Origin of the sequence: Pseudomonas sp. ANT_H4 (genome assembly GCF_008369295.1) — a bacterium.
GTDB lineage: Bacteria > Pseudomonadota > Gammaproteobacteria > Pseudomonadales > Pseudomonadaceae > Aquipseudomonas.
Genome location: NZ_VOBG01000006.1, coordinates 110817 through 124826, shown reverse-complemented (window position 1 = coordinate 124826; position 14010 = coordinate 110817). Strand labels below are relative to the sequence as shown.

Below are 14010 nucleotides of genomic sequence, written 5' to 3'. Positions count from 1 at the left end.
CATGAACCATGCTCAGTCACGGATGACCGCCCCCTTTTCCTCAAGTTTCTGGAGGCGTTGCCTGCTGCTTGTCAGTCTGATGTTTGCTGCCCCCGCCTGGACCGCCGAGATCCTGCTGATCGCCGCCGAAGATGGGCCCGGCGTACAGGCATTCGCCCAGGCACTCAGCCAGCAGCGCCCCGAGGACAAGGTCGACTTCAAGCCACTGAAAGACCTGCCAGCTCCCGGCCAGTTGCCCGCCAGCACCCGCCTTATCCTGCTGGACTTGCAAAGCCTGGACTGGCGTTTGCAGGACGCCCAGGGACCGCCGACTCTGGTGCTGCGCATCAGCCGCCTGCAAGCCCGACAACGCCTGGGCAATGTCCTGCCAAACAAGATCAGCCTGCTGTGGAGCGATCCACCGCTGGACCGGCAATTGCACTTGATCGCCAACATCCTGCCCCAGGCCCGGCGCATTGGTGTGCTGTATGGCAACGACAGCGAGTTCCTGCTGCGTGAACTGCGCCAGTACGCCAGCCCGCTGGGCCTGGAAATCGTCCCCCAGCACTGGGACGACATTAACGACAGCCGGCCGCTGCAAGCCTTGTTCAAAAACAGCGATGTGTTGCTGGGGCTGGACGATCCGCAGCTGTACAACCCAAAAACCGTGAAAAACCTGCTCTTGAGCAGCTACGCCAGGCAGTTGCCGCTGATCGGGCCCAACGCCGGCTTCGTTAGGGCCGGCAGCCTGGCCAGCACCTACAGCGACCAGAACGACTGGCTAAACGTCCTCGACCGCTTGCTGGACCATGCACCGTCCCGTTGGCCGCGATCGCTGTACCCGGAACACTTCAAAGTCGTGGGCAACGCGCAGGTGGCGCGCTCGCTGGGGATCGAACAGGTGAACGAAACCAACGTTGCGACCCGATTGGCCGAAGGAGAAAAACGCCCATGACGTTGCGTCGACGTTGGGACATCAACACCCGCACCCAGCTCATCACCCTGGGCCCGGCCCTGTTGCTGACGTTGCTGTTGATCAGCTTCTTCACCTTCGTGCGGATTCAGGACCTGCGCCAGGAACTGGATCACACCGGCCAACTGATCGCCAACCAACTGGCTCCGGCCACCGAGTACGGGGTGATCTCCGGCAACAACGACGTACTGGAAAGCCTGTTGCGGGCGACCCTGGCCACACCTCATGTGCGCTTCCTGGAAATCCAGGACAGCACAGAAAACATCCTGATCTACGTCGAACAACCCTCGGAAAAACACGACCGTTCGCTGACGGTGAAAGTGTTCCAGGCGCCAATACGGCTGCAACATATCCAACTGGGCAATGATTTTTTCCAGGACAGCACCGCGCAGCCCAAGGCACCACGCGCTGACTATCTGGGCCGCGTGATCGTCGGCATGTCCAACGATGCCTTCAGCCAGCGTCAACAGGAAATCCTCTTCAAGGCAGGGATTCTCGCGTTGTTCGCTTTGCTCTTCACCTTCCTGCTGGCGCGGCGCCTGGCTGCCAGCCTGTCGCAACCGATCAGTGCCATGGGCAACGCGGTCAAGGCCATCCAGCAAGGGGACTACAAAACCCCGCTGCCCATTGTCGATGACTCCGAGCTGGGCGACCTGTCGCGCCACATCAACAACCTTGCCGAAGGCCTGCACCAGGCCAGCCGTGAACAGCAGCAGGCCATGGCCCAGTTGATCCAGACGCGCGAAGAGGCCGAGCGGGCCAACAATGCCAAATCCGATTTCCTGGCAATGATGAGCCACGAACTGCGCACGCCGATGAACGGTGTGCTGGGCATGCTGCAACTGCTCGAAACCACCACCATGACCGAAGAGCAGACCGAGTACGCCGCCCTGGCTTGCGAGTCCACAGAGCACCTGCTTAAAGTCATCAATGACATCCTCGACTTCTCGCGCATCGAGCGCGCAGCCCTGGAGCTGGAGCACATTCCGTTCAATCTGGTGGAGTTGATCAACAGCTGCGCCCAGGCCTTCCAGCACAACGCCGTGCAGCGCGGCCTGTTGCTGGAGTTACGAATTGCGCCTGGCATGGATGCATTGCGCGTGCAGGGCGACCCGACGCGCATCCGGCAGATTCTGGTAAACCTGATCGGTAATGCGCTGAAGTTCACCGAGCACGGCACCGTCACCGTCGAGCCCCACTGGCAAAACCTGGACCATGAACTGCTGTGGTTCACCTGCACCGTGCGCGACAGCGGGATTGGCATCTCGGCGGAGCGCCTGGAGCTGATGTTCGACGCCTTTCAGCAAGCGGACAGTTCCATTTCAAGACGTTACGGCGGTACCGGCCTGGGCCTGCCTATTGCCCGCACCCTCGCCGAACGGATGGGCGGCACCTTGCGGGCCCAAAGCGAAGAAGGCCAAGGTTCGGTGTTCACCCTTGAAATCCCCTTGGCGATCTACCAACAGAGCCTGCCGGTCATCGCGCCGAATGCCGAAGGCAAAGCCAGTGCGGGCGGCGGGCGCAATGTCCTGCTGGTGGAGGATAACCCCGTCAACCGCACGGTGGTCGAAGCCATGCTGCGCAGCCTGGGGTTTGAGGTCAGTATCGCCACTGATGGCGCCGAGGCGATTCGCAGTGCCGAGAGCCTGATTTTTACTGCGATCCTGATGGACTGCCGGCTGCCGGTGATCGACGGTTACGAGGCCACCCGGCAGATTCGCCAATTGCCCGGATGCGCCGACCTGCCCATCATCGCCCTGACCGCCAACGCCTTGCAGGGTGATCGGGAAGCCTGTTTGGCCGCGGGAATGAACGATTACCTGTCCAAGCCGTTCAAACGCACGGATTTACAGCAAATCTTACAACGGTGGGTTCATTAGATCGGCATCGTCAGCCAACTGCGACTGGCGTGAAAGGCGAAAGTGCGGCAGTCTTAGGCACCCGAACGGGCCCGTAAACCGGCCCGGTTTAAAATTTCAGTGCACAAGTGTACATTCATGACCTTGACGCTGTGACTTTCACTACAACGCAATAGTCTATGTGTAGGCTGCCGATGTGAGGCATGAACGCTTCAGTCGGTCGGGAAGATTTGCCCTACCCTGCCGCATGGGACTATTGAGGAGCTCGCATGACCAAACAAAACGCCTTTACTCGGGAAGACCTGCTGCGCTGCGGTCGCGGTGAGCTATTCGGCCCAGGTAACGCGCAACTGCCCGCCCCGAACATGTTGATGGTGGATCGCATCACCCATATCAGCGAAGAAGGTGGCAAGTACGGCAAAGGTGAATTGGTCGCCGAGCTGGATATCACCCCTGACCTGTGGTTTTTCGCCTGCCATTTCGAAGGCGATCCGGTCATGCCAGGTTGCCTGGGCCTCGACGCCATGTGGCAGTTGGTCGGGTTTTACCTCGGCTGGCAAGGTCTGCCGGGCCGTGGTCGCGCCTTGGGTTCGGGCGAAGTGAAGTTCTTTGGTCAGGTCTTGCCGACCGCCAAGAAGGTCACATACAACATTCACATCAAGCGCGTCCTCAAGGGCAAGCTGAACCTGGCTATTGCCGATGGTTCGGTGACTGTCGACGGTCGCGAGATTTATACTGCCGAAGGCCTTCGGGTCGGCGTATTTACTTCCACTGACAACTTTTAAGGGTTATCCGCATGCGCCGCGTCGTTATCACTGGTCTGGGCATCGTTTCGTGCCTGGGCAATGACAAAGAGACCGTCTCCGCTAACCTGCGTGCAAGTCGCCCTGGCATCCGTTTCAACCCGGAATATGCCGAAATGGGTCTGCGTAGCCAGGTTTCCGGCTCCATCGACCTGCCCCTCGAAGAGCTGATCGATCGCAAGATCTATCGCTTCGTCGGCCACGCCGCCGCCTATGCCTATCTGGCCATGAGGGATGCGATCACCGACTCCGGTCTGACCGACGAGCAGGTTTCCAACCCGCGCACCGGTCTGATCGCAGGTTCCGGTGGCGCATCGACCTTGAACCAGATGGAAGCGCTGGACATCCTGCGCGAGAAAGGCGTCAAGCGCGTTGGCCCGTACCGCGTCACGCGGACCATGGGCAGCACCGTTTCCGCCTGTCTGGCCACGCCGTTCAAGATCAAGGGCGTGAACTACTCGATCTCCTCCGCTTGTGCCACCAGTGCTCACTGCATTGGTAACGCGGTCGAGCAGATCCAGTTGGGCAAGCAGGACATCGTGTTCGCCGGCGGCGGTGAAGAAGAACATTGGAGCCAGTCGTTCCTGTTCGACGCCATGGGCGCCCTGTCCACCCAGTACAACGATACCCCGCAAAAGGCCTCCCGTGCCTATGACGCCAAGCGTGACGGTTTCGTCATCGCCGGCGGCGGCGGCATGGTGGTGGTCGAGGAGCTGGAACACGCTCTGGCCCGTGGCGCGAAGATCTACGCGGAAATCGTCGGTTACGGCGCTACTTCCGATGGCTACGACATGGTTGCGCCAAGCGGCGAAGGCGCCATCCGCTGCATGCAGATGGCCATGGCTACCGTTGACGGCCCGATCGACTACCTGAACACCCACGGCACCTCGACTCCAGTCGGCGACGCCAAGGAAATGGAAGGCGTACGTGCAGTGTTCGGCGACAAGGCTCCCGCCATCAGCTCTACCAAGAGCTTGTCGGGTCACTCCCTGGGCGCCGCCGGCGTTCACGAAGCGATCTACTGCCTGCTGATGATGGAAGGCAACTTCATGGCAGGTTCTGCCAACATCGAGGAACTGGACCCGGAAGTGGCTGACATGCCGATCCTGACCAAGACCCGTGAAAATGCAACCATCAACACCGTGATGAGCAACAGCTTCGGCTTCGGTGGCACCAACGCCACACTGGTGCTGAAACGCTGGCAGGGCAAGTAAGCCCCGCAGCTTGATCATATGAAAACGCCCCGACTGATTCGGGGCGTTTTTTATTGTGGTAAATGAATCACACCGAAAACCGCGCCACCATCGTATTAAGATCCACCGCCAACCTCGACAACTCCTGACTCGCCTCGCTGGTCTGATTGGCCCCCGCCGACGTCTGCTGCGCCAAGTCGCGGATGTTCATCAAATTGCGATCCACCTCCCGCGCCACCGCCGCCTGCTGCTCCGAGGCACTGGCGATTACCAGATTGCGCTCGTTGATCAGGGTAAACACCGAGGCAATCTCCTCCAGTGCCATGCCCGCCGACTTGGCAATATCCAGGGTTGAACGTGCCCGGCTGTTGCTCTGCTGCATGGAGCTGACGGCCTGATCGGTGCCCTGTTGAATCCCGCTGATCATCTGCTCGATTTCCTGGGTCGACTGCTGGGTGCGATGGGCCAGCGCCCGCACTTCATCGGCCACCACGGCAAACCCGCGCCCGGCATCCCCGGCCCGCGCCGCTTCGATGGCGGCGTTGAGCGCCAGCAGGTTGGTCTGTTCGGCAATCGAACGGATCACGTCCAACACCTTGCTGATGCCATAGACCTTTTGCGCCAGATCCTCGACCTGCGTGGCGTTGGCGGCTACGTCGTCAGCCAGGGACTCAATGGACAGCACGGTCTGATGCACCTGTTCGCGCCCCTGCTGGGCAATGCGATCAGACTCGCGGGACGCTTGGGAAGTCGCCACCGCATTGCTCGCCACCTCCTCCACCGCCGCCGTCATCTGGTTGACCGCAGTGGCCGCCTGTTCGATTTCCTGGCTTTGCTGATGCAGGCCACGGGTTGCGTCTTCAGGGACACAACTGAGCTCTTCGGAGGCGCACGCCAACTGATTGGATGAGTCCAAGATGCGCCGGATGGTTTCCCGCAGGTTCTCCTGCATGCTCTTGAGCGCCTGTTGCAAGCGCGCCGGCTCGCCCTTGCCGCTGACGGTAATCTCAGCTGTGAGATCGCCACTGGCTACGCCCTGGGCGACTTTCAACGACTGGGAGAGTGGCAGCACAATACTGCGAGTCAACAACAACGCCAGGCCGATCGTGATCAGGGTCGTCGCGGCAATCATGCCGATCACCCAGCCTCAGGATTGGCTGAACATGTGCTGGGCCAAAGTCGCCGCCTGATTGGCGTTAACCTTGTTGAGATTGACCAGTTCGCGCAGGGTGCCGGCCATTTCATCGGCCACGTGATTCATCTCACCATTGGCGACCTTGATCGCATCTTCCAACTGGTTTTGTCGGGAAAACGCCATGACTTGCTCTTGGCGTTGCAGGTATTGCTGCTGCTCGGTTTTAAAGCGGTCGAACAGCACCGTCTCTTCGGGCAGAACAATCAACCCTTGATACAGCGACTGAGCGGCGTGCAGGCCGTTTTTAATGTCGATGATTTTCTGTTCATTTTGCGCCAGCACCAGGGGGTCGCGATTGATCAGCAAGCGCAAGGTCAAGGCCCGCACCCGCAGCAGGTCCTGACTCATGTCCCCGACAGCCATCACACTGGGCAGCCAGTTGGTTTCCACCTGACTCGACTGTTCACGCATATTGGCCATCTGCTGCAAGGCGAGTCCGCCCAGGGCAAACACCATCAACGCCAGCAAACCAAACCTCAGACCTGCCCGGGGGGCGATATTCAGACTTCTGATACTCATCATTGGCTCCTTCCAAAAGCGCTGCATCTACCTGCAGCGGGTTGCTCTTGAAAGGTATCGGCGCCTTGTGAACTTTGCGTAAGACGAAAACGCGATATCAAAACGCATTAGCCGCTCGCGGCCAATGCTGTGGCGACTCAGCGGACGGTAAAGCTCTTTTGCGTCAGCAGGCGGTCACCCTGGAACACCATGAAACGCCATTCTCCCGGCACCACTTCGTGGCTCTCGGTGAACTCGTAGGCCATCACATCCTGAGGTGCACCGGGCACCAGTTTCTGCGTGACTTCAAACTTGTCATGGAGAACACCGTCGGGCGTACGGATGCCGGGGGTGAAGTAGAGCAGGGTCAGCGGCGTGTCTTCAGCCACTTTGCCGACCAACTGATAGCGCAGGCCGAACTTGGTGCCCAGCTTGGCGGGGACCACTTCGCTGGATTGGATCTGTTCGTTGCTGCGGCGCAACACGCGCTCCCCCGATTGCAGCGCGGCTTTTGGGCCGTCAAACACGCCGTATTCCACCGGGCCTTCGATACGGACTTCGGCACTGGCCAGGCTGCTGATCATCATCAGCGCCGCCAGGGCGCTTGTACGGGTGAAATGCATGGTGCGCTCCTTGATTAAGATGGCGGGAGCTTATGACACGGGTGTGACGGGAAGATGACCAAGGAGCTGTCAGCCTCGCTAAGGCTCGACAGCTCCCACATTGGGCAAAATCGCCAGGAAGTTATCTCGGGCGACCTTTCTCGCAACGTCTTCAGGCAGTGCATCAAGAAACGGATCAAAGCTGCGCATCTTCTTACCCAGTTTGCTGAAGCGCCCTACCACGTCGGAACCCAGCATGAAGCGCTCCGGGAAGCGCTCCACCAGCTTTACCCACTCTGGACGTGGCTTTCCCGCGCCATCCAGCAAGTAAGGCGTGAGCACGCTCCAGGATAGGTCAATGTACAGATTGGGATACGCCTCCAGCATCCGAGTCAGGGTCGGCAGGAGGAACTCCAACTGCGTCTGGTGGCGATGGATCTCCATGCTGGTGCCAGCGTGGGCCCAGATAAACCGTGTATGGGGGTGATTGCGCAGCGGTTCTTCCATTTCCGCCAGGTACAGCGGATTGCGCTCACGTTTGGAAGTGATATTGGAATGCAGCATCACTGGCAGATCATTTTCGGCGGCCAAATGATAAATCCGAGTCATGGCTTCGTTGTTGGCCCGTGGGGTATCGCCCGATGTCAGGGCGGTCAGGTCATCGTGGCGAGTGAAGACTTCCCCAATGCCCTGCCACAGGCCGGGATTGAGGTCGAGCATGCGCTGGATATGGGAGGCGGAATTCTTGTCGTTGGGGTTGAACCCTGTAAGGAACGGGTGGAAATACTGGCGTTGTTCGGGTGTCAGTTTATTCACTGCCGCCGCGACGATTACATCCGTGGCGCTGTACCAGTAGGCATCGGCGTCGTCACCAGCGTAGTAGCGCGGACGTTTGGGCTCGTCTTCGTGCCATTTCTTTGCCACTGGGACGCCGGAAATCATCACATGCTCAATACGATTCTCAGCCATGGCCTTGAGCAACTTGTCCATGCCTGCCGTCTCCTGGAAGAAGTCGACGTAATGCAGGTGCGCGTCGCTGTAGCTGTAGTCGCGCGCTTGGGTGGCAACGCTGATGGTGGCCAGCAACAGGGCAATACTCAAGCGGGTCCAGGGCACGGGAAAACCTCGATAAGGACGAATACAGGTAGACCCCTGGCCGCCCGTCCGGGTTCAGCGACAAAAAAGCAGGGAACACCCGGGTGCCAGCATGCTCTATAACTGCATGACCTTCATCCTGCCACCTAATGAGGTTCGCCATGCCTGTTACCGTGAATACCGAATCCGACAAAGGCTTTCGCCACAGCATCGAGATTGCTGATGGCAATGAAAAGCATGAGTTGTTTACCGACCTGCCCAAGAGCCTGGGCGGCGAAGACTCCGCGCCCTCCCCTCATGACTACTTCGACGCGGCCCTCGGCGCCTGCAAGGCCTTGACCCTCAAGCTCTATGCGCAGAAAAAGGACATCCCGCTGACCGGCGTCACCGTCGAAGTCACCCATGACAGCAGCGAAGAGCAAAAGGGCAAATACAAACTCAACGTCAAGCTGACCCTCAAGGGCGTGCTGACCGACGACCAACGCGACGAACTGCATCGCGTAGCCGATCGCTGCCCGGTACACAAGCTGATGACCACTACCGACGTCATCATCGAGACCAAGCTCTCGGAAGGTGCCTTCAGCCAATAGAGCCAACATCCCATCGAGCGGGTTATGCTCAGCCTCATCAACCCCGCTCAGATTGGGATGTACCATGACCACTGTGACCGTGATTCGCCCTCGCGCCGAGGATGTCGAGGGCCAACCGATCCTGCGCCCGCTGCCTTCAAGGCAATGCCGTAGCGTCGGTCCTTTCGTGTTCTTTGACCATATGCTGGAAACCCGCTACGCACCGGGCAGCGGCATGAATATTCGGCAGCATCCCCATATTGGTCTCTCCACCCTCACCTACCTGTTTGAAGGCGAACTCCTGCACAAGGACAGCCTGGGTTCCGATCAAGTGGTCAAGGCCGGAGATGTCAGCTGGATGACTGCCGGCAGCGCCATTGCCCACGTTGAGCGCACGCCAGAAGCCCTCAAGGCCAGAGGTTTCAGCCTGCATGGGCTACAAGTGTGGCTGGCCTCTCCCAAGGAACACGAACAAGGGCCGGGGCATTACAGCCATCACTCGGCCGCCAGCCTGCCCATGAGTGACAACCTTGGGGTAAAGATCCGCCTGATTGCTGGCAGCGGCTTCTGCCTGGAGTCGCCGGTGCCGGTGTTGTCGCCAACCCTGTACGCTGAGGTGCAGATGCAGACGGCCACGACCTTGCTGATCCCCCACGAGCATGAGGAGCGGGCGGTGTATGTGCTGGAGGGTGAGGCGCAGCTTGATGGCGAGGCCTTGGAGGTCCATAGCCTGGTGATTTTACCGGCAGGCGAAACAATGGCGCTGTTTGCCGAAACTGCTTGCCATCTCGTGGTATTCGGTGGCGCGCCGCTGGATGGGCCGAGGCGAATCAATTGGAATTTTGTCGCCAGTGATCCGGCGCTGATCGAACAGGCTCGGCAGCGCTGGGCGGCCGGGGATTGGCCGACGGTGCCGGGGGAAAGTGAGCGGATTGAGTTGCCTGGGAACAAGGCTTGAAAAATTTGTGGCTGCTGGTGGGCTGGGTACATATCCGTTATTTCGGTAACGGACATGTACTCAATCGCCCCCTAAAACCTGCCCTCCAGCTATCAGCAACCTCAACAGATGTGTAGATACCTGTACCGCGATAAGGCCAACGATCAGCCCTTGAACACTTCATCCAGCAAGTTATGCATCGACAAAAACGCGCGGCCAGCCGTCTTGGCGTCATACATCATCTTGCCCGGCACATTCGCATCGGGATCGGTAAAGGAATGCACCGCCCCACCGTAGCTCAGCAGTTGCCAATCCACACCCGCAGCGTTCATTTCATCTTCAAACGCCGGCAGTTGCTCTTTGGGCACCAAAGGATCGGATGCACCATGCATTACCAGTACCGAGCCCTTGATGTTCTTCGCATCGGCTGGATTCGGCGTGTCGAGGGTGCCGTGGAACGAAACGGCGGCCTTCAACGACGCGCCGGTACGGGCCAGCTCCAGGGAGCAACACCCACCAAAGCAGAAACCAAACGTCGCCAGCCTTGAGGTATCTACCGCCACTTGCGCCTGCCCTTGCAACTGCTCAAGGGCCGCCTGCATACGCTTGTTCAGCAATGCCCGGTCATTTTTCAACGGCATCATCGCTGCACCGGCTTCATCGCCGTTTGAAGGGCGAACGCTTTGCCCGTACAGGTCTGCGATCAGCACCACATAGCCCTTGCCGGCCACGGTCTTGGCGATCTCCTCGGCACCCGCACTGACACCCATCCAGTTCGGTGCCATCAACAGGCCCGGCAGCGGCCCCTTGTGGCTGGCATCAAAGGCCAGACGGCTTTCATAAGACTGGCCATCAATCTGATAGACCACGGAACGCACGGTGACTTGGCTCATCATTTACTCCGGTTGGTAGGCACTAGAACGAAAAACCCCGCCGAAGCGGGGTTTTCTAACAACGGTGTTAAACCGACAGTTCAACCAACAGCTTGTTCAGTCGGCGCACATAGGCGGCCGGATCTTTCAAGCCGTCCCCAGCAGCCAGGGCTGCCTGGTCGAAGAGGATGTGCGACAGGTCGCCAAAACGTTCTTCGCTCTGCTCGGCATCGAGCTTCTCGATCAGCGGGTGCGCCGGGTTAAATTCGAAGATCGGCTTGGAATCCGGAACCTTCTGACCGCTGGCTTCCAGGATCTGACGCATCTGCATGCCCAGGTCCTGCTCGCCAATGGCCAGGATCGCCGGGGAATCGGTCAACCGGTGGGAAACCCGCACTTCGCTGACAGCATCGCCCAGGGCGGTCTTGATCCGCTCAACCAGACCTTCTTTGGTCTTGGCAACTTCCTCGGCGGCCTTCTTGTCTTCTTCCGAATCCAGGTTGCCCAAGTCCAGGTCGCCACGGGCCACGTCGACAAAGCTCTTGCCGTCGAAATCGCTGAGGTAGCTCATCAGCCACTCGTCGATACGGTCGGTGAGCAGCAGCACTTCGATGCCTTTCTTGCGGAAGACTTCCAGATGCGGGCTGTTCTTGACCTGGGCGTAGGTTTCACCGCTCAGGTAGTAAATCTTGTCCTGACCTTCCTTGGCGCGTGCCAAGTACTCGGTCAAGGAAACATTCTGCTCGCCGTCATCGCCCTGGGTGGAAGCAAAACGCAGCAGGCCGGCAATTTTTTCCTTGTTGGCAAAATCCTCTGCCGGGCCTTCTTTCATGACCTGGCCGAAGTTTTTCCAGAAGCCCTGGTATTGCTCAGGCTCGTTCTTCGCCAGTTTTTCCAGCATGTCGAGTACGCGCTTGGTCAGCGCCGACTTCATGGAGTCGATGATCGGGTCTTTCTGCAGGATTTCCCGCGACACGTTCAGCGACAGATCGTTGGAGTCGACCACGCCTTTGATAAAGCGCAGGTACAGCGGCAGGAAGGATTCCGCCTGATCCATGACGAACACGCGCTGCACGTACAGCTTCAGGCCTTTGGGCGCTTCGCGTTGGTACAGGTCAAACGGAGCTCGGGCCGGTACGTAGAGCAACGAGCTGTATTCCAGCTTGCCTTCGACCTTGTTGTGGCTCCAGCTCAGCGGGTTCTCGTAGTCATGAGCGATGTGCTTGTAGAACTCCTGGTATTCCTCGTCTTTGACTTCGGTACGAGAACGGGTCCACAGGGCACTGGCGCGGTTAACGACCTCCCACTCCTGGGCAGGAGCGTCGTCACCTTCGGCCGCTGCTTGTTCTTTCGGCAACTCGATCGGCAGGGCGATGTGGTCGGAGTACTTCTTGATGATGTTGCGCAGACGCCAGCCATCGGCGAACTCGTCTTCAGCGGACTTCAGGTGCAGGACGATGCGGGTCCCACGGTCAGCCTTGTCGACGGTGGCGATTTCAAACTCGCCCTCGCCCTTGGAAGACCAGTGCACGCCTTCGCTCGCCGCAAGGCCAGCACGGCGGCTGAACACTTCGACCTGGTCAGCAACGATGAAGGCCGAGTAGAAGCCCACGCCGAACTGGCCAATCAGGTGCGAGTCTTTCTTCTGGTCGCCCGACAGGTTCTTCATGAAATCAGCGGTGCCGGATTTGGCGATGGTCCCCAGATGGGTGATCGCATCGTCGCGGCTCATGCCAATACCGTTGTCTTCGAGGGTGACGGTTTTCGCGTCCTTGTCGTAGCTCACACGGATTTTCAGTTCCGCGCCGCCTTCCAGCAACTCTGGCTTGGACAGGGCTTCGAAACGTAATTTGTCGACAGCGTCAGAGGCGTTCGAGATCAATTCGCGAAGGAAAATTTCCTTGTTGGAATACAGCGAATGGATCATGAGGTGCAGCAGTTGCTTCACCTCGGTCTGGAAGCCCAGGGTTTCCTTTTGAGTTTCCACACTCATGGTCATCAAACTCCAACTTGGATGGCAGTGGCCGCGCCCTTGAGGGTTGGCGGCGGGTTGTCATCAAAGTTGGGGGCTAAGAGCAGGATTTCAAGGGCAGTCATGCTCCTGGATCTTGAAATGGGCCCGGGCGGTGGCGATGGGTTCGGCTTGGGTACTTTGCCAAGCGGTAATCGCCACATTGGCCACCCGTCGACCCTGGCGCCACACCTGGCATTTGGCGTAGGTGTCGCGAAACTGCCCGGCACGCAGGTAATCGAGAGAAAAATCGATGATTTTCGGTATGTTTTTTTCAAGGCAGGGCGCACCGGTAAACACCAGTAAATGCAGCGCCGCCGACAGCTCCATAAAGCCTGCGATCACGCCGCCATGGATCGCCGGCAATATCGGGTTACCAATGTTGTCCTTGTTGGCGGGCATGCGGAACAACAACTCGTCCCCCAAGCGGGTGCATTCGATGCCGATCAGTTTGGCGTAGGGAATCAGGTTGAGCAGCGCCTCGTAGTCGCCGCGCTTGTAGGCCTGTTCCATCCGAGTCCTGAATTGGTAGGTCATGCCTGTTCTCCCTTGATGGTGCTACCAAGGCCTTGAGTGCCCTTGAGCCGCTTGCCCATGCGCATATAGGTGCCCACCACATGGGCAATCGGTTGCTGCGGGTCACCCTGATAGGCAAAGCCACGGGTGAAGATCACGTCGGTGGTCACCCGGTAACATTGGGCAAAGCCGAAAACCGGTTGGTGGGGCTCAGCCGGGTGCATGTAGTCGATGCGCAAGTCCAGGGTCGGACACACCTCGAACTCCGCAAGAACGCACAAAGTGGCCATGCCACAGGCCGTGTCCATCAAGGATGTGAGGGCACCACCATGGATCACACCGGTTTGTGGGTCCCCGACAATGTGCGCGCTGTACGGCAGGAGCAGGGTCATGCCGTCCGCGCTGGCGTCATGAACCTCGATACCCAGCACCTGACAATGGCGCAAGGCTGAAACAAAGCGTACCGCACGCTCTAAAATAGGGTTGTCGGTCATTCGATAGAGACTCTTATTAGTGTTGATCCGGCGGAGTTTTTCTCCCCGAAGAAAGTTCCTTTGCGACGCGGCTTATATATCTGTGGGATTAAAGGAACTAATACGTACACCTTAGGCTCGAAAGGCCAGTAGATATCTTCACTAAGGAGAAACACCCATGCGCAAGACTTTAGCTGTTTCCTTGATGTTGGCCGCTGCCCTTGGCCTCGCTGCCTGCGATAAAAAATCCGAGGACAAAGCTCAGGATGCCAACCAACATGCTGAACAAGCTCAAGAAAAAATGAGCGAAGCTCAGAATAAAGTGAACGACGCTGCAAAAGAAAACGCTGAAGCCGCCAAAGCCAAAGCTGAATCTGACGCAGCAGCGGCCAAAGAAAGTGCTCCTGCTACGCCTGCAACCGGTTCTTGAGTCTG

At 58.7% G+C, this 14010-nt stretch carries 15 protein-coding genes; 7 read left to right on the top strand and 8 right to left on the bottom strand.

Going from position 1 to position 14010, the window contains the following annotated elements; genetic code table 11:
- The first annotated feature begins 1 nt into the window (after position 1).
- The 4 genes from FQ182_RS09870 to fabB all read left to right on the top strand — a co-directional run bounded on the left by FQ182_RS09870 (position 2) and on the right by fabB (position 4828).
- Positions 2–934 carry an ABC transporter substrate-binding protein gene (locus FQ182_RS09870; protein ID WP_371923867.1) on the top strand — a complete coding sequence of 311 codons (933 nt, stop codon included), beginning with the start codon at positions 2–4 and terminating at the stop codon, positions 932–934.
- Positions 931–2832: an ATP-binding protein gene (locus FQ182_RS09865; protein ID WP_149411466.1), complete on the top strand. Its 1902-nt coding sequence runs from the start codon at positions 931–933 to the stop codon at positions 2830–2832. The genes FQ182_RS09870 and FQ182_RS09865 overlap by 4 nt, the downstream gene beginning before the upstream one ends.
- Positions 2833–3080: 248 nt before the next feature.
- Entirely contained in the window at positions 3081–3596 is a 516-nt protein-coding gene (gene fabA / locus FQ182_RS09860) for a 3-hydroxyacyl-[acyl-carrier-protein] dehydratase FabA (protein WP_133099048.1), read from the top strand.
- A gap of 11 nt (positions 3597–3607) precedes the next feature.
- On the top strand, positions 3608–4828 hold the full coding sequence (gene fabB, locus FQ182_RS09855; protein WP_149411465.1) for a beta-ketoacyl-ACP synthase I: 1221 nt from the start codon (positions 3608–3610) through the stop codon (positions 4826–4828).
- A 67-nt stretch (positions 4829–4895) separates the two neighbouring features.
- Here fabB and FQ182_RS30880 read toward each other — a convergent pair whose 3' ends face one another.
- The 4 genes from FQ182_RS30880 to FQ182_RS09840 form a co-directional block, all read right to left on the bottom strand.
- Positions 4896–5939 (bottom strand): methyl-accepting chemotaxis protein, encoded by a 1044-nt coding sequence (locus FQ182_RS30880; RefSeq protein WP_371923866.1) that lies wholly within the window; start codon positions 5937–5939, stop codon positions 4896–4898.
- Positions 5940–5954: 15 nt separating this feature from the next.
- Positions 5955–6521: an MCP four helix bundle domain-containing protein gene (locus FQ182_RS30875; protein WP_371923865.1), complete on the bottom strand. Its 567-nt coding sequence runs from the start codon at positions 6519–6521 to the stop codon at positions 5955–5957.
- Positions 6522–6658: 137 nt separating this feature from the next.
- A complete protein-coding gene (locus FQ182_RS09845) occupies positions 6659–7123 on the bottom strand; it encodes a DUF3859 domain-containing protein (RefSeq protein ID WP_149411464.1) in 465 nt (154 codons plus the stop codon).
- A gap of 78 nt (positions 7124–7201) precedes the next feature.
- Positions 7202–8242 carry an amidohydrolase family protein gene (locus FQ182_RS09840; protein ID WP_371923869.1) on the bottom strand — a complete coding sequence of 347 codons (1041 nt, stop codon included), beginning with the start codon at positions 8240–8242 and terminating at the stop codon, positions 7202–7204.
- Between the two features lie 116 nt (positions 8243–8358).
- Between FQ182_RS09840 and FQ182_RS09835 the strand changes: the two genes are divergently transcribed.
- Together FQ182_RS09835 and FQ182_RS09830 are read left to right on the top strand one after the other, a co-directional pair.
- The gene (locus tag FQ182_RS09835) at positions 8359–8787 is read left to right on the top strand and encodes an OsmC family protein (RefSeq protein ID WP_149411462.1); all 429 of its coding nucleotides are present in this window, start codon (positions 8359–8361) and stop codon (positions 8785–8787) included.
- A gap of 64 nt (positions 8788–8851) precedes the next feature.
- On the top strand, positions 8852–9724 hold the full coding sequence (locus FQ182_RS09830) for a pirin family protein (RefSeq protein ID WP_149411461.1): 873 nt from the start codon (positions 8852–8854) through the stop codon (positions 9722–9724).
- Positions 9725–9867: 143 nt separating this feature from the next.
- On the opposite strand, the gene FQ182_RS09825 is transcribed toward FQ182_RS09830, so the two are convergent.
- The 4 genes from FQ182_RS09825 to FQ182_RS09810 form a co-directional block, all read right to left on the bottom strand.
- The gene (locus FQ182_RS09825; RefSeq protein ID WP_149411460.1) at positions 9868–10596 is read right to left on the bottom strand and encodes a dienelactone hydrolase family protein; all 729 of its coding nucleotides are present in this window, start codon (positions 10594–10596) and stop codon (positions 9868–9870) included.
- A 67-nt stretch (positions 10597–10663) separates the two neighbouring features.
- The gene (gene htpG, locus FQ182_RS09820) at positions 10664–12568 is read right to left on the bottom strand and encodes a molecular chaperone HtpG (protein ID WP_149411459.1); all 1905 of its coding nucleotides are present in this window, start codon (positions 12566–12568) and stop codon (positions 10664–10666) included.
- A 90-nt stretch (positions 12569–12658) separates the two neighbouring features.
- On the bottom strand, positions 12659–13123 hold the full coding sequence (locus FQ182_RS09815) for a PaaI family thioesterase (RefSeq protein ID WP_149411458.1): 465 nt from the start codon (positions 13121–13123) through the stop codon (positions 12659–12661).
- On the bottom strand, positions 13120–13596 hold the full coding sequence (locus FQ182_RS09810; RefSeq protein ID WP_149411457.1) for a PaaI family thioesterase: 477 nt from the start codon (positions 13594–13596) through the stop codon (positions 13120–13122). The genes FQ182_RS09815 and FQ182_RS09810 overlap by 4 nt, the downstream gene beginning before the upstream one ends.
- Before the next feature lie 157 nt (positions 13597–13753).
- Here FQ182_RS09810 and FQ182_RS09805 point away from each other — a divergent pair, with 157 nt between their 5' ends.
- Positions 13754–14005, top strand: coding sequence for a hypothetical protein (locus FQ182_RS09805; protein WP_149411456.1), 252 nt, complete (start codon positions 13754–13756; stop codon positions 14003–14005).
- Positions 14006–14010: the final 5 nt, after the last annotated feature.